Source organism: Neomesorhizobium albiziae (genome assembly GCF_900114255.1).
Classification (GTDB): Bacteria; Pseudomonadota; Alphaproteobacteria; order Rhizobiales; family Rhizobiaceae; genus Neomesorhizobium; species Neomesorhizobium albiziae.
On the sequence record NZ_FOSL01000017.1, the window covers coordinates 83,263 to 101,893 of the forward strand.

At 64.6% G+C, this 18,631-nt stretch carries 17 protein-coding genes; 9 read left to right on the top strand and 8 right to left on the bottom strand.

Translation table 11 applies throughout. The features are described from left to right. Positions 1–137: 137 nt before the first annotated feature. The 3 genes from F3H98_RS22250 to F3H98_RS22260 all read left to right on the top strand — a co-directional run bounded on the left by F3H98_RS22250 (position 138) and on the right by F3H98_RS22260 (position 3,975). Positions 138–1,628 (top strand): replicative DNA helicase, encoded by a 1,491-nt coding sequence (locus tag F3H98_RS22250; protein WP_149762527.1) that lies wholly within the window; start codon positions 138–140, stop codon positions 1,626–1,628. Between the two features lie 236 nt (positions 1,629–1,864). Then, positions 1,865–3,262, top strand: coding sequence for a DNA repair protein RadA (gene radA, locus F3H98_RS22255; protein ID WP_149762528.1), 1,398 nt, complete (start codon positions 1,865–1,867; stop codon positions 3,260–3,262). A gap of 47 nt (positions 3,263–3,309) precedes the next feature. After that, entirely contained in the window at positions 3,310–3,975 is a 666-nt protein-coding gene (locus tag F3H98_RS22260) for a CvpA family protein (RefSeq protein WP_149762529.1), read from the top strand. Between the two features lie 43 nt (positions 3,976–4,018). Here the strand turns inward: F3H98_RS22260 and F3H98_RS22265 are convergent, their stop codons facing one another. Further along, on the bottom strand, positions 4,019–4,222 hold the full coding sequence (locus F3H98_RS22265; RefSeq protein WP_149762530.1) for a hypothetical protein: 204 nt from the start codon (positions 4,220–4,222) through the stop codon (positions 4,019–4,021). 261 nt (positions 4,223–4,483) lie between these two features. On the opposite strand from F3H98_RS22265, the gene F3H98_RS22270 reads away from it, so the two are divergent. From F3H98_RS22270 to F3H98_RS22285, 3 genes are all read left to right on the top strand, one after another. Then, positions 4,484–4,990, top strand: coding sequence for a DUF1993 domain-containing protein (locus F3H98_RS22270; RefSeq protein WP_149762531.1), 507 nt, complete (start codon positions 4,484–4,486; stop codon positions 4,988–4,990). A 142-nt stretch (positions 4,991–5,132) separates the two neighbouring features. Continuing rightward, positions 5,133–6,602 (top strand): amidophosphoribosyltransferase, encoded by a 1,470-nt coding sequence (gene purF / locus F3H98_RS22275; RefSeq protein ID WP_149762532.1) that lies wholly within the window; start codon positions 5,133–5,135, stop codon positions 6,600–6,602. A gap of 246 nt (positions 6,603–6,848) precedes the next feature. After that, positions 6,849–7,622 (top strand): SDR family NAD(P)-dependent oxidoreductase, encoded by a 774-nt coding sequence (locus F3H98_RS22285; protein WP_149762533.1) that lies wholly within the window; start codon positions 6,849–6,851, stop codon positions 7,620–7,622. A 38-nt stretch (positions 7,623–7,660) separates the two neighbouring features. Here the strand turns inward: F3H98_RS22285 and F3H98_RS22290 are convergent, their stop codons facing one another. Further along, the gene (locus F3H98_RS22290) at positions 7,661–8,170 is read right to left on the bottom strand and encodes an OsmC family protein (RefSeq protein ID WP_149762534.1); all 510 of its coding nucleotides are present in this window, start codon (positions 8,168–8,170) and stop codon (positions 7,661–7,663) included. A 169-nt stretch (positions 8,171–8,339) separates the two neighbouring features. On the opposite strand from F3H98_RS22290, the gene F3H98_RS22295 reads away from it, so the two are divergent. Further along, a complete protein-coding gene (locus tag F3H98_RS22295) occupies positions 8,340–8,972 on the top strand; it encodes a hypothetical protein (protein ID WP_149762535.1) in 633 nt (210 codons plus the stop codon). 756 nt (positions 8,973–9,728) lie between these two features. Then, the gene (locus tag F3H98_RS22300; RefSeq protein ID WP_149762536.1) at positions 9,729–11,957 is read left to right on the top strand and encodes an AMP-binding protein; all 2,229 of its coding nucleotides are present in this window, start codon (positions 9,729–9,731) and stop codon (positions 11,955–11,957) included. A 5-nt stretch (positions 11,958–11,962) separates the two neighbouring features. On the opposite strand, the gene pssA is transcribed toward F3H98_RS22300, so the two are convergent. The 5 genes from pssA to F3H98_RS22325 all read right to left on the bottom strand — a co-directional run bounded on the left by pssA (position 11,963) and on the right by F3H98_RS22325 (position 17,503). After that, on the bottom strand, positions 11,963–12,817 hold the full coding sequence (gene pssA, locus F3H98_RS22305; RefSeq protein ID WP_149762537.1) for a CDP-diacylglycerol--serine O-phosphatidyltransferase: 855 nt from the start codon (positions 12,815–12,817) through the stop codon (positions 11,963–11,965). A 9-nt stretch (positions 12,818–12,826) separates the two neighbouring features. Continuing rightward, entirely contained in the window at positions 12,827–13,588 is a 762-nt protein-coding gene (locus F3H98_RS22310; protein ID WP_280178021.1) for a phosphatidylserine decarboxylase, read from the bottom strand. 105 nt (positions 13,589–13,693) lie between these two features. Continuing rightward, positions 13,694–15,577 carry an ABCB family ABC transporter ATP-binding protein/permease gene (locus F3H98_RS22315; protein WP_149762539.1) on the bottom strand — a complete coding sequence of 628 codons (1,884 nt, stop codon included), beginning with the start codon at positions 15,575–15,577 and terminating at the stop codon, positions 13,694–13,696. Between the two features lie 31 nt (positions 15,578–15,608). Further along, positions 15,609–15,941 carry an ArsR/SmtB family transcription factor gene (locus tag F3H98_RS22320; RefSeq protein WP_149762540.1) on the bottom strand — a complete coding sequence of 111 codons (333 nt, stop codon included), beginning with the start codon at positions 15,939–15,941 and terminating at the stop codon, positions 15,609–15,611. A gap of 50 nt (positions 15,942–15,991) precedes the next feature. Further along, entirely contained in the window at positions 15,992–17,503 is a 1,512-nt protein-coding gene (locus tag F3H98_RS22325) for a LysM peptidoglycan-binding domain-containing protein (protein ID WP_149762541.1), read from the bottom strand. A 111-nt stretch (positions 17,504–17,614) separates the two neighbouring features. Between F3H98_RS22325 and F3H98_RS22330 the strand changes: the two genes are divergently transcribed. Continuing rightward, positions 17,615–18,220, top strand: coding sequence for an LOG family protein (locus F3H98_RS22330; RefSeq protein WP_149762542.1), 606 nt, complete (start codon positions 17,615–17,617; stop codon positions 18,218–18,220). 82 nt (positions 18,221–18,302) lie between these two features. Here the strand turns inward: F3H98_RS22330 and F3H98_RS22335 are convergent. Then, positions 18,303–18,631 (bottom strand): transposase (locus F3H98_RS22335; RefSeq protein ID WP_149762543.1); only part of this gene is annotated, 329 nt, incomplete at its 5' end.

The following is an 18,631-nucleotide window of genomic DNA, read 5'->3' on the forward strand; positions in this document are numbered from 1 at the left end:
CCACGGGAATACAGTCCTGTGGATGATTTCGCGACTCTGTGAATCGTGGGCGTAGTGAACAATTCGCCGAGTATGCGGCGACTCCCGGCTGCAAGGGTCTGCTAACCCAGAAGCCGGCATCGAGAATCGGGGACAAGATGGCTGAAGCAATCCGCAAGATCGGCGTCGCGGAGCAACCGCTCTATCGGGAGGCGCCGAACAACATCGAGGCCGAGCAGGCACTGCTCGGCGCCATCCTCGTCAACAACGACGCCTTTTACCGTGTTTCCGATTTCCTGAAATCGGCACATTTCTACGAGCCCCTGCACCGCAAGATCTTCGAGGTGGCCGCGGAACTCATCCGCATGGGCAAGATGGCCAATCCGGTCACCCTGAAAACCTTCCTGCCCGCCGACGAGAAGGTCGGCGACATGACGGTCGCGCATTATCTTGCCCGCCTCGCCGCCGAAGCCGTCACCATCATCAACGCCGCCGACTACGGCCGCGCCGTCTATGATCTCGCCACGCGCCGCGCGCTGATCACCGTCGGCGAGGACATGGTCAACATCGCCTACGACGCACCCGTCGACATGTCGCCCTCCGAGCAGATCGAGGATGCCGAACGGCGTCTGTTCGAACTGGCCGAGACCGGCCGCTACGACGGCGGCTTCGAAAGCTTCACCGACGCGGTGAAGCTCGCCGTCGACATGGCCAACGCCGCCTTCATGCGCGACGGCCATCTTTCCGGCATCTCGACCGGCCTGCGCGACCTCGACAAGCGCATGGGCGGCCTGCAGCCCTCCGACTTGATCGTGCTGGCCGGCCGTCCCGGCATGGGCAAGACCTCGCTGGTCACCAACATCGCCTTCAACATCGCACACGCCTATGAACCTGCGCAGCAGGCCGACGGTTCGTTCAAGGCGGCCAATGGCGGCGTCATCGGCTTCTTTTCGCTCGAAATGTCGTCGGAGCAGCTCGCCACCCGTATCATTTCCGAACAGACGGAAATCCCGTCCTCGAAGATCAGGCGCGGCGAAATCACCGAATTCGATTTCGAAAAACTGGTCGCCTGCTCGCAGACGATGCAGAAGATCCCGCTGTTCATCGATTCGACAGGCGGCATCTCGATCGCCCAGCTCGCGGCGCGCGCCCGCCGCCTGAAGCGCCAGCGCGGTCTCGACGTCATCGTCATCGACTATATCCAGCTGATGCAGGGCTCTTCCGCGAAATCGTCGCAGAACCGCGTGCAGGAAATCACCGAAATCACCACCGGCCTCAAGGCGCTGGCCAAGGAACTCGGCGTGCCGATCATCGCGCTGTCGCAGCTGTCGCGTCAGGTCGAAAGCCGCGACGACAAGCGCCCGCAGCTCTCCGACCTTCGCGAATCCGGCTCGATCGAGCAGGACGCCGACGTCGTCATCTTCGTCTACCGCGAGGAATATTATCTCAAGAACAAGGAGCCGAAGCCCGGCACCGAGGAATATTTCAAGTGGGAAGCCGAAATGAACGAGGCGCGAGGCAAGGCCGAAGTCATCATCGCCAAGCAGCGCCACGGCCCCACCGGCACGGTTTCGCTGGCCTTTACCGGCGAATTCACCCGCTTCTCCGACCTGGCGGAAGAGCATCACCTGCCGGAGCGGTATGAGTAGGGTGTTGTTCGCAGCGCCTGTCGAGGTGAGCACTTTACGTTGCCCCCCTCTGTCCTGCCGGACATCTCCCCCACAAGGGGGGAGATCGGCAGCTTCGCGGTCCGCGCACCTCTTAAAGGACTGGAGATTGGCGAAAGCGTCAATGAAAGCCAATCTCCCCCCTTGTGGGGGAGATGTCCGGCAGGACAGAGGGGGGCGCTGTCCCACGAACATCTCAAAATTTGTCCGGCAGGCCCATGGCTAAAACCCGCATCCAGTTCGTCTGCCAGAATTGCGGCACCGTGCACACGCGCTGGGCCGGCAAGTGCGATGCCTGCGGCGAGTGGAACACGCTGGTCGAGGAAGGCACGTCGGGCGGCATCGGCGGCGGCCCGACGGGCATGCGCTCGCCGCGCAAGGGCCGGCCGGTCGCGCTGACGACGCTTTCCGGCGAGATCGAGGATGCGCCGCGCATCGCGTCGGGCATCGGCGAGCTTGACCGCGCCACCGGCGGCGGTTTCGTGCGCGGTTCCGCGCTTCTGGTGGGCGGCGATCCTGGCATCGGCAAGTCGACGCTTTTGACGCAGGCCGCGGCCGCGCTCGCAGCGCGCGGCCACCGCATCGTCTATGTCTCCGGCGAAGAAGCGGTCGCCCAGATCCGGCTGCGTGCACAGCGACTCGGCGTCGCCAACTCCGCCGTCGAGCTTGCCGCCGAAACCAATGTCGAGGACATCCTGGCCACCATCGCCGAAGGCAAGCGGCCGGACCTGATGATCCTCGATTCCATCCAGACGCTATGGACCGACATGGCCGATTCGGCGCCGGGCACCGTCACCCAGGTGCGCGCGGCCGCGCAGGCGATCATCCGCTACGCCAAGTCGACGGGTGCTGCGGTCGTGCTGGTCGGCCACGTCACCAAGGAGGGCCAGATCGCCGGACCGCGCGTCGTCGAGCACATGGTCGACGCCGTGCTCTATTTCGAAGGCGAAGGCGGCCACCACTACCGCATCCTGCGCACCGTGAAGAACCGCTTCGGCCCGACCGACGAGATCGGCGTTTTCGAGATGTCGGACAAGGGGTTGCGGGAAGTTTCCAATCCATCGGAGCTGTTCCTGGGCGAGCGCCACGCCAAGTCGCCGGGTGCGGCGGTGTTTGCCGGCATGGAAGGCACGCGGCCGGTGCTGGTCGAGATCCAGGCGCTCGTCGCCCCCTCGCCGCTCGGCACGCCCCGCCGTGCAGTCGTAGGCTGGGACAGCCCGCGGCTTGCCATGATCCTGGCGGTGCTCGAGGCGCATTGCGGCGTGCGTTTTGCTACCCACGACGTCTATCTCAACGTCGCCGGTGGCTACCGCATTTCCGAGCCGGCGGCCGACCTTGCCGTGGCGGCTGCCCTCCTCTCCTCGCTCACCGGCCTTGCCCTTCCTGCAGATTGCGTCTATTTCGGCGAAATCAGCCTATCGGGCGCCATCAGGCCTGTCGCGCATGCGCAACAGCGTCTCAAGGAGGCCGAAAAACTGGGATTCGGACAGGCAGTCCTGCCGCCGGGCAGCGAGGAACTGACGGGAGGAATCGGTGTCGGTTCGTTCCAGCCAGCGACGTTGACCGACCTTGTGGTGCGCATCGCCGGCTCGCTGAGACGGCGAGAAGAAGACTGACCGGTCCGGGCAAGCGGAAAAGTCCGCTATGATGGAGTGGGAAACAAATGCCGATTACGCTGCTTGACGGAATTCTCGTCGGCTTCACTCTGGTATCCGCGATGCTGGCCATGGTCCGCGGCTTCTCCCGCGAGATCCTTTCCATCGCCTCCTGGGTGGCGGCGGCCGCTGCGGCCTATTTCTTCTATCCGGCGGTGCTGCCCTACGTGCAGCCCTATGTCGACAACGAGCAGCTCGCCATGGCGGCGGCGGCTGGCATCGTCTTTGTCATCGCGCTGATCGTGGTGACGGTCATCACCATGAAGATCGCCGATTTCATCATCGATAGCCGCGTCGGCGCACTGGACCGCACGCTGGGCTTCCTCTACGGCGCGGCGCGCGGCATCCTGGTCGTGGCCGTCGGCCTGCTGTTCTTCACCTGGCTTGTCGGCTCCAATCCGCCGGCCTGGATCGCCGATGCCAAGTCGCGGCCGCTGCTCGCCGATATCGGCGCCCGCCTGCAGGCGCTGCTGCCCGACGATCCGGAAAAGTCGATCCTGAAGAAGCTGCAGCCGGGCGGCGGCGAAGCTCCGGAAGCTGCACCCGAGGGCGGCACTGCGACACCGCCCGCCGAAGGCGGCGCCACGCCGCCCGCCACCGACGCGCCGGCCGATGCACCCGCCGACGCCCCTGCGGAGGCGCCCGCCGAGGACGCGCCCCCCGCCAACAACTGATTTGCGGCCGACCCGGCGGAGGGCGGCAGTTGCAGCTTACCCGTCACAGCAACTGGCCATACCGCCGGGCGATATCGCAGCGCCAGCGTTTGATCCGCCAGCCTGGATGCTGCTGCTGCCAGCGCGCAATTTCCGCCTGGCCCGCGATCATGCATGTCATCAGCGACACGTCGCTGGCAGCATACGTCATGCGGCTCTCCTGGCATTCGCCCGTCGCGAGACAAGCCGCTATCACCAGCTCGATCATGGTCAGCTCCTTCGATTACCCTGCCGGAAAGGCCCGGGTCATGCGGCAAGTGTGAGCTCGCCTGCAGCTTTCGCCACGAGACGGGAACGATGGGTCGGCGAAATTAGCCGAAAGCCTGCCGAGATTTCGCTGAAAAATGAAGCGCGATGCGGCTGAGGCTTGCGCCGCCACGGCGAATACTTAAATGGCGGGGCGGAGCCATCCTGATCGGATCGCCCGCCATGAACAGCGCCCCGCGCCACGAAAGGTCGAGGAAACCCAATGTCCCTGTCGCTTTACGATATCACTGTGCCGGTGTTCATCCGGGCCTTCGCCAACCTGTCGGCGATCCTCGAAAAGGGCCGCGCCTTCGCGGACGAAAACAAGATCCCGCACAGCGAGCTTCTGGAGGCGCGGCTTTATCCCGACATGGCGCCTCTCACCGGCCAGATCCAGCGCGCCAGCGACTCGTCCAAATTCGTCGCCGTTCGCGTCGGCCAGATCGACAATGTTCCGATGGCAGACACCGAGGCCAGTTTCGACGAATTGCAGGCGCGCATCGCGGCGACCGTCGCCTTGCTGAAATCGATCCCCGCCGATGCGATGGACGGACGCGAAGAGGCGACCGTCGTGCTGAAGGCCGGCGGTACCGAGCGGACGTTCACCGCGAGGGATTATGTGCTCGCCTTTGCCATCCCCAACTTCTTCTTCCACATCACCACCGCCTACGACATCCTGAGGCACAAGGGCGTGCCGCTCGGCAAGCTGGATTACCTCGGCCGCAGTTGAGCAGACGGCCATTGGCGGCAGCCGACGCGATCGCCAATGGCCGGGCCGCTTCATCCGCGACAATGCGGCCCGTGAATTGCCGGTGGCATTGCCGGCCCTGTTGCCTTATATGACGGTTTTCCGACGCGAGACTCGTGACCCGATGGTTGACGCAGCAGCTTCCCTCTCCACAGAGGCCGACGATCATTTCCACGACGAATGCGGCGTGTTCGGCATTTTTGGCCGGCAGGATGCCGCCGCGATCGTCACGCTCGGCCTGCACGCCCTGCAGCATCGCGGCCAGGAGGCCGCCGGCATCGTCTCCTATGACGGCTCCCAGTTCCATGTCGAACGACACGTAGGGCTGATCGGCGACACATTCACCAAGCAGTCGGTGATCGACCGCCTGCAAGGCACCCGCGCCATCGGCCATACGCGTTACGCCACCACCGGCGGCGCCGGCCTGCGCAATGTGCAGCCCTTCTTCGCCGAGCTTTCGACCGGCGGGCTCGCCGTCGCCCACAATGGCAACATCACCAACGCCCTTACCGTGCAGCGCACGCTGCAGAAGCAGGGTTCGATCTTCTCGTCGACTTCAGACACCGAGACCATTCTGCATCTCGTCGCCACCTCGAAGGAGCGCGACATCAACTCGCGCTTCATCGAGGCGATCCGCCAGCTCGAAGGCGCCTTCTCGCTGGTCGCGCTGACCTCGAAGAAGATGATCGGCGTGCGCGATCCCTTGGGCATCCGGCCGCTGGTTCTGGGCGACCTCGACGGGTCGTGGATCCTCGCTTCCGAAACCTGCGCGCTCGACATCATCGGCGCCCGTTTCGTGCGCGACCTGAAGCCCGGCGAGATGGTCGTCGTCACGTCCAAGGGCATCGAGAGCCACTTCCCGTTCGAGCCGCAGAAGTCGCGCTTCTGCATCTTCGAATACGTCTATTTCGCGCGGCCGGATTCCTCCGTGGAAGGCCGCAATGTCTACGACATCCGCAAGAACATCGGCGCCGAACTCGCCAGGGAAAGCCCGGTCGAGGCCGATATCGTGGTGCCCGTGCCGGACTCGGGCACGCCGGCAGCGATCGGCTTTTCCCAGGAAGCCGGCATCCCGTTCGAGCTTGGCATCATCCGCAACCATTATGTCGGCCGCACCTTCATTTCGCCGGGCGATTCCATCCGCCACATGGGCGTCAAGCTGAAGCACAACGCCAACCGCCGCATGATCGAGGGCAAGCGCGTGGTGCTGGTCGACGATTCCATCGTGCGCGGCACCACCAGCCAGAAGATCGTGCAGATGGTGCGCGACGCCGGCGCCAAGGAGGTGCATATGCGCATCGCCTCGCCGCCTACCCGCGCCTCCTGCTTCTACGGCGTCGACACGCCGGAAAAGGCCAAGCTTCTGGCCTCGCGCATGTCGATCGAGGAGATGGCCGACTTCATTCGCGTCGATTCGCTCGGCTTCCTCACCATCGACGGGCTCTACCGCGCCGTCGGCGAGGCCGGCCGCAACGAAGAGCAGCCGCAGTTCTGCGACGCCTGCTTCACCGACCAGTATCCGACCCGCCTGCTCGACCATGAAGGCGCCGACAATGTCCGCACCCTGTCGCTGCTGGCGACTGGCGGGCAGTAGCCGACATCAACGCATGAGTCTGGCCGGCTTACAGTCTTCTTCGCGCGTGCTTTGTCGCGCCCCCCTCTGGCCTGCCGGCCATCTCCCCCACGAGGGGGGAGATCAGCTTTCATTTCCGCCTTCGCCAATCTTCTATGTGTCAAGACGAGCGCCAACCATGCGGTCGGCCAATCTCCCCCCTTGTGGGGGAGATGTCCGGCAGGACAGAGGGGGGCAACGTAGGGCACTAACCGGAGAACTTGCCCAATGACCCCCGATCTCACCGGCCGCATCGCGCTGGTCACCGGCGCCTCGCGCGGCATCGGCTATCACATCGCCAGGCAGATGGCGGCGGCGGGCGCGCATGTGATCGCGGTCGCCCGCACTGTCGGCGGCCTGGAAGAGCTCGACGACGAGATCAAGGCCGAGCGCGCCAAGACTGGCAAGGGCGAAGCGACCCTAGTGCCGCTCGATCTCACCGACATGCAAGGCATCGACCGGCTCGGCGGCGCCATCAACGAGCGCTGGAAAAAGCTCGACGTGCTGGTCGCCAACGCCGCCGTGCTCGGCGTCATCTCGCCCATCGGCCATGTCGAGGCAAAAGTGTTCGACAAGGTGATGGCGGTCAACGTCACCGGCACCTGGCGGCTGATCCGCTCGGTCGACCCGCTGCTGCGCGCTTCGGATGCCGGCCGCGCCATCGTGCTGTCCTCCAACGCCGCGCATTCGGCGCGTGCTTTCTGGGCGCCCTACGCCGCCTCCAAAGCGGCGGTGGAAACGCTGATGCGTTCCTGGGCCGACGAAACGAAAAACATGGCCCTGCGCGTCAACGCCGCCGATCCCGGGGGCACCCGCACCGCGATGCGCGCCCAGGCCTTTCCCGGCGAGAACCCGGAGACGCTGCCGCATCCTTCCGAGATCGCCTCGCGCATCCTTGGCATGGCCAGCCCCGCCCTCACCCGCACCGGCCAGATCTACCAGGCGAAGTTCGACCGCTGGATGGAATACCAGCAGCCGGCCGAGGTCGCGGCGGCCGGCTGACCGCCCGGCATTTGGCGGCAACGCCAGCTGAAAAACCGTCAGACGGCCTTGGCCGTCACCGAAAGCTCCGGCTTGGTGTTGATCGTCTGGAACACCACGCAATAGCGCTCGGTCAGCTTCAAGAGCGTATCGATACGCTCCTGCGGCTCGTCAGTGTCGAGCTCGAAGCCGAGCCTGATTGCCCTGAAGCCCACCGGCGCATCCTTCGCCACGCCCAGCGTGCCGCGAAAATCGAGGTCGCCCTCGGCACTCACCGTGGCCCCGCCGAGCCGGAATTCCAGCGCCGTCGCAACCGCCTTCATCGTCACTCCGGCGCAGGCCACCAGCGCCTCGAGCAGCATGTCGCCCGAACACAGCTCCAGGCCGCTGCCGCCGGTCGCCGGATGCAGGCCGGCAACCGCAAGCGCCCTGCCCGTCTCCACCTTGCAGGCAATCGACTGTTCGTCGATTGACCCCTTTGCCCTGAGCGTGATCAGCGCCTGGCCCGCGTCCTCGCGATAAGCTTCCTTCAGCGGCGTCTGCATCGCCTTCAGTTCCGCGGCATCCATCGTGCTTCTCCAAGTTTCGGTCATCCTAACCGATGGCATGCCGGAAGGAACCGTCGGGGTTTCGGCCCGTTCTCCCAATGCACAAAGTCGTGATCGGCGGACGAAAACTCCGTCTTTTACAGTTCATACAAATGTTGAAAGAATCCACAGCAGAATGGGAGGACATTTCATGCGAAAATCATTGCTCTTGTCAGCCGCGGTACTTCTCGTCGCGTTCGGCGCCGCCAAGGCGCAGGATACGACGATGAGCTTCTTCATCACCAGCGCCGGTTCCGGCAACGGCGCCAATCTGGGCGGCCTTGAAGGCGCCGACGCGATTTGCCAGAAGCTCGCCGAAGCCGCCGGCGTAACCGGTCCGAAGACCTGGCGCGCCTATCTCTCCACCAGCGAAGTGAACGCCAAGGATCGCATCGGCGCCGGGCCGTGGTACAACGCCAAGGGTGAGAAGATCGCCGACGATGTCGCCTCGCTGCACAGCGACGCCAACAACATCACCAAGCAGACCGCGCTCGACGAAAAGGGCAATGTCATCAGCGGCCGCGGCGACGAGCCCAACCGCCACGACATCCTGACCGGTACGATGGCGGACGGCACCAAGGCCGCCGACCAGACCTGCGGCGACTGGACCCTGAGCGGCGCGGAGGGAAGCGCCATGGTCGGCCATCACGACCGCATGGGGCCGGACACGCTGGCGACGGCGAAATCCTGGAACGCCGCGCACCCCTCGCGTGGCGGCTGCAGCCAGGATGCGTTGACGGGCACCGGCGGCGACGGGCTGCTTTACTGCTTCGCCGCCGACTGATTTTTTAACGCCTCCGGCAGCCACGGGCTCACTCCAGCCCGTGGCTTTTTGCACGTCGTTGAGAGGTTGACGGCAAATCGCCAACGTCTGCGATTGGCGGCGACATCCTTCTATTCGTCATCCTCGGGCGGAGCAGGAGCGAAGCTCCGTCGCTGAAACTGCCAATCTCCCCACCTGTGGGGGAGTGAGGAGTGGTTGCCAAAGGCAACGAAAAGCCAACGATTTGGCTTTTCGAACGACGAACGCCCGAAGCCATAGCGAAGGGCCGGAGCCGGGAGGCCAGAGGGGGGCGTGAAGAAACTCGAGTTCTCCGGAAACCGGCTTCTCCCTCGCGTCTCGCCCAACCAGCGCCCCGCTTCCCGACCACCTTTCTTCCAATGGCCAGACTGCTTTGCAGGGCGTGGCGACGGAGACGCTTGTGCTGATGAAAAGACCCCCTCTCCGTCTCGGCTTCGCCTCGACACCTCTCCCCCGCTTCGCAGGGGGCGAGGAACCGCTGCCGCGATGCCAGCGCCTCTCCAGCTTGGGTTCCTCGCCCCCATACATGGGGGAGAGGTGGTTTGCGCAGCAAACCGGAGAGGGGGCCTTGCGAGCACCGCCGCCCCTGAGCAAGGGCCAGGAAGAGGGGCTGGCGACGCCGACGCCCCCTCACGCAACGGTGCCCCTCGTCGATGATTGACCTTCCCCACACATGCGCTACCCTTGAAGGCAAGCGGACGATCAGAGACGCGACCGAAAACTGCTGGGAGGTGCGGCGTGGTCCTTACCGGTGCGATGCTTCTTGCGGTCGTTCTGGCGCTTGTCGCCGTGGCGATCGTACTCAAGGTCCAGCTCGGCCTTTCCTTCACGCAAGCGCTTCTCTACGCGCCGCTGAAGCTCGCCTGGCGGGTGGACGATACGCGCCTCGGCATAGCCCGGGACGCCGAAACGCCGGTCATCTATGCAATCTCGCACCAGTCGAAGCTCGACCCGGCGCTGATGCTGTCGCTGCTGCCCGAGCAGACCTTGCATATCCTCGACGACTATTCGGCCACATCGATGTGGCTCGAACCGTGGCGCGAGCTCGCCCGCACCATCGCCTTCAACGCGGAGCATGTGTTCGTCAGCCGGCGCCTGGTGCGCCATTTGCGCGGAAGGGGCCGTCTCGCCGTCTATTTTCCTGCCGCGGCCGAGCCTGACATGAAGGCTTTCCGGCTGTTTCGCGCGGTCGCCCGCATCGCGTTGAAGGCGGACGCGAAGATCGTGCCCATCGTCGTCGGCGGGGCCCGCCACCTGCCGATGTCTTCGACGCCGGCCGAACATGCGCCGCGCCGCTGGTTTCCGGAACTTCGCCTCAGCGTCCTTGAGCCGATGACCATCGCCGCGCTGATGGAGCGCGCCGGCCCGCAGCAGTCGATGGCGGCCACTGCCCTCTTCGACCGCGTCGCCGAGGCGCATGTCGCCGCATCCGACCCTGCCGATACCGTGTTCACCGCGATCCGGGACGCGGCTCTCCGGTTCGGCCCTTCGCGAACGATTGTCGAGGACGTCGTCACCGGCTCGATGACCTACCGGAAGATGATGATTGCCACGCGCGTGCTGGCCGGCCGGTTTTCGCATGTCGATCAGCCGGGGGAAGCCGTCGGCCTGATGCTGCCCAATGCCAACGGCGTCGCCATTGCCTTCCTCGGCCTGCAGTCGGCGGGCCGCGTGCCGGCAATGATCAACTATACGGCGGGCACCGCCAGCATTTCCGCGGCGATCCGCACCGCCACCATCCGCACCGTCATCTGCTCGCGGACCTTCGTCCAGAAGGCGGATCTCGGCGCCGTGGTCGAAACAATCGAGCAGGCCGGCGCGAAATTCGTCTGGCTGGAGGATGTGCGCGACAGCGTCTCCATTTTTGAGAAGGCAATCGGCGCGCTGTTGTGGCGTTTCCCCGTCGTCGACCGCGATCCGGCCAAACCCGCCGTGGTTTTGTTCACCTCCGGCTCCGAAGGGCTGCCCAAGGGCGTGGTGCTGTCGCACAGGAACCTGATCGCCAACGCCATGCAGGCGGAAGCGCGGCTGACGCTGACCCCTCAGGATACGCTGCTCAACGTGCTGCCGGTCTTCCACTCCTTCGGCCTGATGGCCGGCACCGTCCTGCCGTTTCTGATCGGCGTGCGGCTGTTCCTCTACCCGTCGCCACTGCACTACAAGCTCATTCCGGAAGTCGCCGCCAAGGTGAAGCCCACCATTCTCGTCGGCACCGACACCTTCCTCAACGGCTATGCGCGCACCGCCAAGGACAGCGATTTTGCCAGCCTGCGGCTGGTCGTCGCCGGCGCCGAAGCGGTGAAGGCGGAGACCCGCCGGGTCTGGCGCGAACGGTTCGGCGCCGAGATCGTCGAAGGTTTCGGCCTCACCGAGGCATCCCCGGTCGTCGCGGTAAACACCGCCATCCACGGACGCGATGGCACGGTCGGGCGCCTGATGCCCGGCATGCGCATGAAGCTCGAGCCCGTCGAGGGAATTGCCGAGGGTGGACGCCTTGTGATCTCCGGGCCCAACGTGATGATGGGCTACATGACCGCCGACAGGCCGGGCGAACTGCAGCCGCTCGTCGACGGCTGGCACGACACCGGCGATATCGTTTCGGTCGACCGCGAGGGCTACATTTCCATTCGCGGCCGCGCCAAGCGCTTTGCCAAGATCGGCGGCGAGATGGTGTCGTTGGGCGCCGTCGAGATGCTCGTGCAGTCGCTATGGCCGGAAGAACACCATGCGGCGGTCACCGTACCCGACAAACGCAAGGGCGAGCGCATCGTGCTGGTCACCACCTGCGACAGCGCCGACACCAAGGCATTGCGGCAATATGGCCGCCAGAGCGGGACCTCCGAACTGGCCATCCCCGACGATATCGTCAAGATCGAGGAAATGCCGGTTCTGGGTTCCGGCAAGACCGACTACACGGCAGTGCGCCGCATCGCCGTCGAAAGGCTCGGGCTTGAGGCCGCTGCCTGAGCCCGTCAGTCGACGTCGCCTGACGGCTTCTGTTCCTCCTGGGCGACAGCGGCGGAAGCTGCCTCCTCCTCGGCTTCCGCTTGCCGCGCGCGACGCGCATAGGCGGTGAAGCTCAACGGCAGGAAGCAGAAATAGGCGATCGCCGAGGCGGCGAGCGTCTGCCAGGTGTAGGCCGCCAGAAGCAGCACATAGAAGACGACGCCGAGGATCAGCGGCATCACCATGTCGCCGCGGATCTTCTTTCCCGCGGTCTTGCCGGAATAGACCGGCAGCCTGGAGACCAGCAGCAGGCCGACAAACACGGTGAAGGCGGAACTCAGATAGGCCGACAGGATGTTCAGCGGCATGTCGAGGAAGCCGAGATAGACCGGCAACATCACCAATACGGCGCCGGCCGGCGCCGGCACGCCGACAAAATAGTCGGCCTGCCAGGCGGGGCGCTCGGTGTCTTCGTCGAGCACGTTGAAACGCGCCAGCCTCAGCCCGCAGGCGATCGCGAAGAGCAATGCCGCGATCCAGCCGATCGATCCGGCGCGATCGAGCAGGTAGGCGTAGAGCACCAGTGCCGGCGCGACGCCGAAGTTGACGATGTCGGCCAGCGAATCCATCTGCGCGCCGAATTTCGACTGCGCCTTCAGACGCCGCGCGATACGCCCGTCGATGCCGTCGAGGAAGGCGGCAAAAAGCACCATCGCCACCGCGATCTCGAAACGGTGCTCAAAGGCCAGCCGGATGCCCGACAGGCCAGCACATATCGCCAGCACGGTGATCAGGTTGGGGATGAGCATGCGCAGCGGAATTTCCTGGAGGCGCGGCCCGCCCCTGCCATGCGGTTCGAATTTGTGAAAAATACCGGCCATCGGAGCCGCCTACGAGATCCGTACGAGCGGCGTCGCGGCATTGCCGCCAAACTCGGCGATCACCGTCTCGCCGCCCACCGCCGTCTGGCCGATCGCCACCCTGGGCGTCGCCTGTCTGGGCAGGTACACATCGACCCGCGAGCCGAAACGGATCAGCCCGATGCGCTCGCCGGTGCCGATGTTCGAATTGGCCTCGACGAAACAGACGATACGGCGCGCCACGAGGCCCGCCACCTGGACCACGCCGATCGTGCCGTTGGGGCTGTCGACGACCAGCCCGTTGCGTTCGTTCTCGCTGCTTGCCTTGTCGAGATCGGCATTTAGAAACTTGCCCGGCCGATGCTCGATGCGGGTGATCTTGCCGCGCACCGGCGAGCGGTTCACGTGGCAGGAAAAGACGTTCATGAACACCGAGATGCGGGTCATCTCATCGAGGCCGAGGCCGAGCTCACGCGGCGGGATCGCCGGCCCGACAGACGACACGACGCCATCCGCCGGGCTGATCACCAGCCGGTCGTCGACCGGCGTCACCCGCTCGGGGTCGCGGAAGAAATAGGTGCACCAGCCGGTCAGGATCAGCCCGATCCAGAACAGGAAGGTCGAAAACAGGCCAAGAATCAGCGTCACGCCGGCAAAAGCAGCAATGAACGGCCAGCCTTCGCGGTGGATCGGCACGAATGTGTTGCGGACTGTATCGACGAGGCTCATCGGGCAGAGATCAGGCTCCGTTGCAGGTCGGGCCTGCTTATCGGAAACCGCCCCTGCCCGCAACGCAACAATCCACGCCCGCGCATGGCCCCGCTACAGTCAACCGACGAACGCGCATCGAACAAGGGCAGGATGACCTGCAGGCGGTTCGACATTCGGCCGGTGCTACTAAACCTCCGCAGTGCGGCGACGCACCACGACGCCGAGTTCGTCCGCCTCCCGGGCGATGCGCAACCGCTCCTCGGCTTCGGTCGCCTCGCGCTGGCGGTCCCACATCGCGGCATAGAGACCACGCTCGCGCAACAGGTCGACATGGGTGCCGCGCTCGGCAATCCGCCCATCCTTCAGGACGATGATCTCGTCGGCCGAAATCACCGTCGACAGGCGATGTGCAATGACAATGGTCGTGCGGCCACGGCTGACCAGATCGAGTGCCGCCTGGATCTCCTGCTCGGTGTGGGTATCCAGCGCCGATGTCGCCTCGTCCAGCATGAGGATCGGCGGCGCCTTGAGAATGGTGCGGGCAATCGCCACACGCTGCTTTTCACCGCCCGAAAGTTTCAGGCCGCGCTCGCCGACCATCGATTTGTAGCCGGCCGGCAGCGCCTCGATGAAGCTGCCGATCTGCGCCAGTTCGGCGGCCTTCTGGACCTCCGCCTCCGTCGCATCGGTGCGGCCATAGCGGATGTTGTAGGCAATGGTGTCGTTGAACAGCACCGTGTCCTGCGGCACCATGCCGATGGCGGCGCGCAGGCTCTCCTGCGCCACGTCGCGAATGTCCTGCCCGTCGACCAGGATCGCGCCCTGCTGGATGTCGTAAAAGCGGAACAGAAGCCGCGAAATCGTCGACTTGCCCGCCCCCGAGGGGCCGACGATCGCCACCGTCTTGCCGGCAGCAACCTTGAAGCTGATGCCCTTCAGTATCTGCCGGTCGGGATCGTAGGCGAAATGCACGTCGCGGAACTCGACCGTTCCCTCCTCCACCTTCAACGGCTCGGCGCCTGGCCGATCGACGACCTCCTGCGGTACGTCCAGCAGGTCGAACATCTGCTCGATGTCGGTCAGTCCCTGGCGGATTTCGCGGTAGATGAAGCCGATAAAGTTCAGCGGCACCGAAAGCTGCATCAGCATGGCGTTGATGAAGACGAAATCGCCGATCGTCTGGGTGCCGGCCATCACCTCGCGCGCCGACATCACCATGGCAATCGTCATGCCGACGCCGAAGATCAGGCCTTGGCCGAAATTCAGCCAGCCGAGCGAGGTCCACGTCTTGGTCGCCGCGATTTCGTAACGGGCCATCGAGCGGTCGAACCGCTCGGCCTCCATGCGCTCATTGTTGAAATATTTGACCGTCTCGAAGTTGAGCAGGGAGTCGATCGCCTTTGTGTTGGCATCGGTGTCGCTGTCGTTCATCTCGCGGCGGATCGAGATGCGCCAGTCGCTCGCTCGCACCGTGAACCAGGTGTAGAGCCACACCGTCACGGCGACGACGACGACGTAGAGCCAGCCATAGGCGACGGCAAAGATCACTGCCGTCAGGCCGAATTCAAGGACGGTCGGCAAGGTGTTGAGAATGGTGAAGCGGACGATCGTTTCGATGCCCTTGGTGCCGCGCTCGATGATGCGCGACAGCCCGCCGGTGCGCCGCTCCAGATGGAAGCGCAGCGATAGATTGTGCATGTGCACGAAAGTCCTGTAGGCGAGTTGGCGCACCGCATGCTGGCCGACCTGCGCGAACAATGCGTCGCGCAACTGGTTGAAGCCCCATTGCACGATGCGCAGCACGTTGTAGGCGACCACCAGCATCACCGGCGCCAGCAGGAACAGCGGTAGCGGCGGCGGCGACTTGAAATCGTTTGCCAGTGCGTCAGTCGACCATTTGAAGAAATACGGCACGCCGATCAGGACTACCTTGGCAACCACCAGGAAGACGGTTGCCCAGACGACGCGCAGCTTCAGGTCCGGGCGCTCTGCCGGCCACATGTAGGGCCACAGGTTGCGCAGCGTATTGAGGGTCGAGCCGGATTCGGCGGAAACGGTTTTGCTGGCCAAAGGCTTGCTTTCGTACTGTTTTCCGGCCGGTTCAGGGAACCGCGCAGCAGGAATCGATAAGTGTGGAGACCGAGACGGAAAGGCCGGCGAGCGCCTCGCGGTCGATCTCGTAGCGCGAGCGCTGCTTTTCCGGCGAAAACCGCACCAGCCCGGCATCGACGAGGATCTTGAGATGCTGTGAAACCGTTGACTGGGCGAGATCGAACCGGCCGACAACATCCTTGCAGCAGCAACATCCGTTGCCTGCGAGATATTGCAGGATCTCGATGCGCGCCGGGTGCGAGAGGGCCGTCAACTTCGCAGCCAGCCTTGCCGCCTGCGAGACCTCGCCGTCGCACCCTAACTGTTTGGGGTCGTCGTTCATCGTTCATCGTCGTTAGACGATGAACGCTTCCAACGCAACCTTTTTGGAATCTAGAGCGGCTTTTTCGGCGCTGGTGGAGGCACCTGTTCCTTGACCGCGGTCATGTCGGCTGCGTCACCCTCCGGCGTCTTTTCCGGAACGTTGAAGACCTGCCCCGGCCAGATACGGTCCGGATCGGCGATCTGGTCCTGGTTGGCGAGGTAGATGGTCGAGTAACGGACGCCATGGCCGTAAACGCGGCGCGAAATCCGCCACAACGTATCGCCGCGGCGAATTATGACGGACCCGTCGACATGCTGCAGCTTCGGCGCGGTCGCGTCAGCTTCGCCGGTCGCCGCTTGCTGCTCGGGCGCGATCGCCGCATCCGGCTGACTCTCGCCAGCCGTTTCCCCCGCGGGTTGCTGCGCGGCAGGCGGCGCCTCCGACGTCGGTTGGGTGGCCGGCTGTGCGGCGGTCGCGGGGGCAGTGTCCTGCGAATCCGGCGCCACAGCGGCTACCGCCTCGCCCGGTTCACGCTGGAACGGTACGGCTGCGCGCGCCACCACCTTGGCGTCATCAGGATCGAGCGCATCAGCGCGGACGATGTAGTCGCCGACCGGCAGGTCGCGCTCGGTTTCGATCAGGAAGCGGCCACCGGGTGATGCCACCGCCTCGCCGAGCAAAATGTCGTTGGCATACACCCTGACCCGCCGTCCAGCGTCGGCCGCACCTGCAACGAAGACCTTGCGTCCCTCGATCTCCACCGCGTCGACCGCGATCTTGGGCTCGCCAGCGGGTTCCGCCGGCTTCGCCGATGCCGCAGGCTCAGCGGGCTTTGCCGTATCGGCAGCCGGAGCGGCAGGCTGTGGGCCGGGTGCCGGCTGTTCCAGCGTCGCGGCTGCAACCTTGTCGTCGGCGGGAGGGGCTTCGGAAGGCGCTGCGGCGACCGCCGGAGCTTTCTCGGGCGTGGCCGCGGCGCCGGCCTGTTCCGCCGGTTTTGTTGCTTCAGGCACGGTGATCAGCTTGCTCGGCTCGCCGGGCTTTTCGACCAGCGCCAGAACCTGGCCGTCCTCCTGGTCAGGGATGGACACCACCGCCGTTTCGGGCGACGTCGCCACCACCTTGTCCGCAGTGGTCGAGCGCAGCACCAGTTCGTGACCGCCAGGCTTCAACGGCTCGTTGAGCACGATGGCGAAATCGCCAGCGGCCCCGGCCTTGGTGCTGCCCAGCACTTGCGCGCCGGCGACAATTTCCACCATCGATTCGGGAGCAGCCTTGCCGGCAACGACGATAGAGCCATCCGATTCGGCGCGCACGAGATCGAAAGAGGGCGCGATGACCGCCGGCGCCGCGGCATCCGGAGCGGGTGTCGCCGTTCCAGGAGGAGTTGCCTGCTGCGGCAACCGTTCACCCTTGGGCGCCGCGGGCTTGATCGGTGCGGCCGTTTCGGGCAACGCAGCAACAGCGGCCGCCCTTTGTCCGACGAGATAGGGATCGAGCGCACCCGAGACATAGGCAGTCCCCACTGCGGCGGTTGCACCGCCTGCAATGAACAAGAACGCCTTCAACGGGTTTACAACCATGATTCCCTACCCTTTAGCCGCCTAAAACCGGTCTATCCTGTTTTGCAAACAGCGACAAGAAAAAGCCCGTTTGCCCTTGACGTGATACGGCCCTGCACATCAATCAGTTGCATGAGCACGATTCGATCCATTTGCGTTTATTGCGGCTCGTCTCCAGGCCGCGGTGATCTTTACATGGCTGCCGGGCTGGAACTCGGACGCGCCATCGGCAGCGCCGGCCTGCGCCTCGTATACGGCGGCGGCACCAAAGGCATCATGGGCGCCGTAGCCCAAGGAGCCTCTGGAGCGGGTGGCCAGGTGACCGGGATCATCCCACGCTTCCTGATGAACAAGGAAGCAACCGAACAAGCGCTCAGCGAACTCGACGATCTGATCGTCACCGACAACATGCACCAGCGCAAGCATATCATGTTCGAGAAATCCGACGCCTTTGTGGCGCTTCCGGGCGGCATCGGCACCGTCGAGGAAATCGTCGAGATCATGACCTGGGCGCAGCTCGGCCACCACCGCAAGCCGGTGGTCTTCTGCAACATCAACGGCTTCTGGGATCCGATGGTGGCCCTGCTCGATCACATGCAGTCTGAAGGCTTCATCCACACCTCGCATCTGGTGAAGCCGCTGGTGGTCGACAGCGCCAGGGCGGCAATCGAAATCGTGCTTGAAACCACGGCCGATACCGCACGCACCGGTGATGCCGCCGTCATCGACAAGATGTGATTGCAGCAATCAGAGCATTTTGCAGCCAAATGGAATCATTTGGCGTCCGCATAAATGCGGCAAAACAACCACTTAGAGCATTTCAGGTTTTGACAGAAGCGTATCCGGCGTTTGCGAAGTAATTGGAGCATTCGTGGGGCTCGATGTTTGCGGCGAGGTTGCCGACATCTCGCCAGGTATCCTCAATGGTTCGCTTCTGTGCGAGGCGCATCCAATGCTTGATCTTGGCGAAAGCCTGTTCGATCGGGTTGAGGTCTGGCGAGTAGGGCGGCAGGTACCAAAGCCTGGCGTCGGCGGCGCGGATCATTTGCCGGACGGCTGCCGACTTGTGGGAGCCGAGATTGTCCATCACGACGATGTCGCCGGGCCTGAGCACCGGTACGAGCTGCTGCTCGACATAGGCGCGGAAGC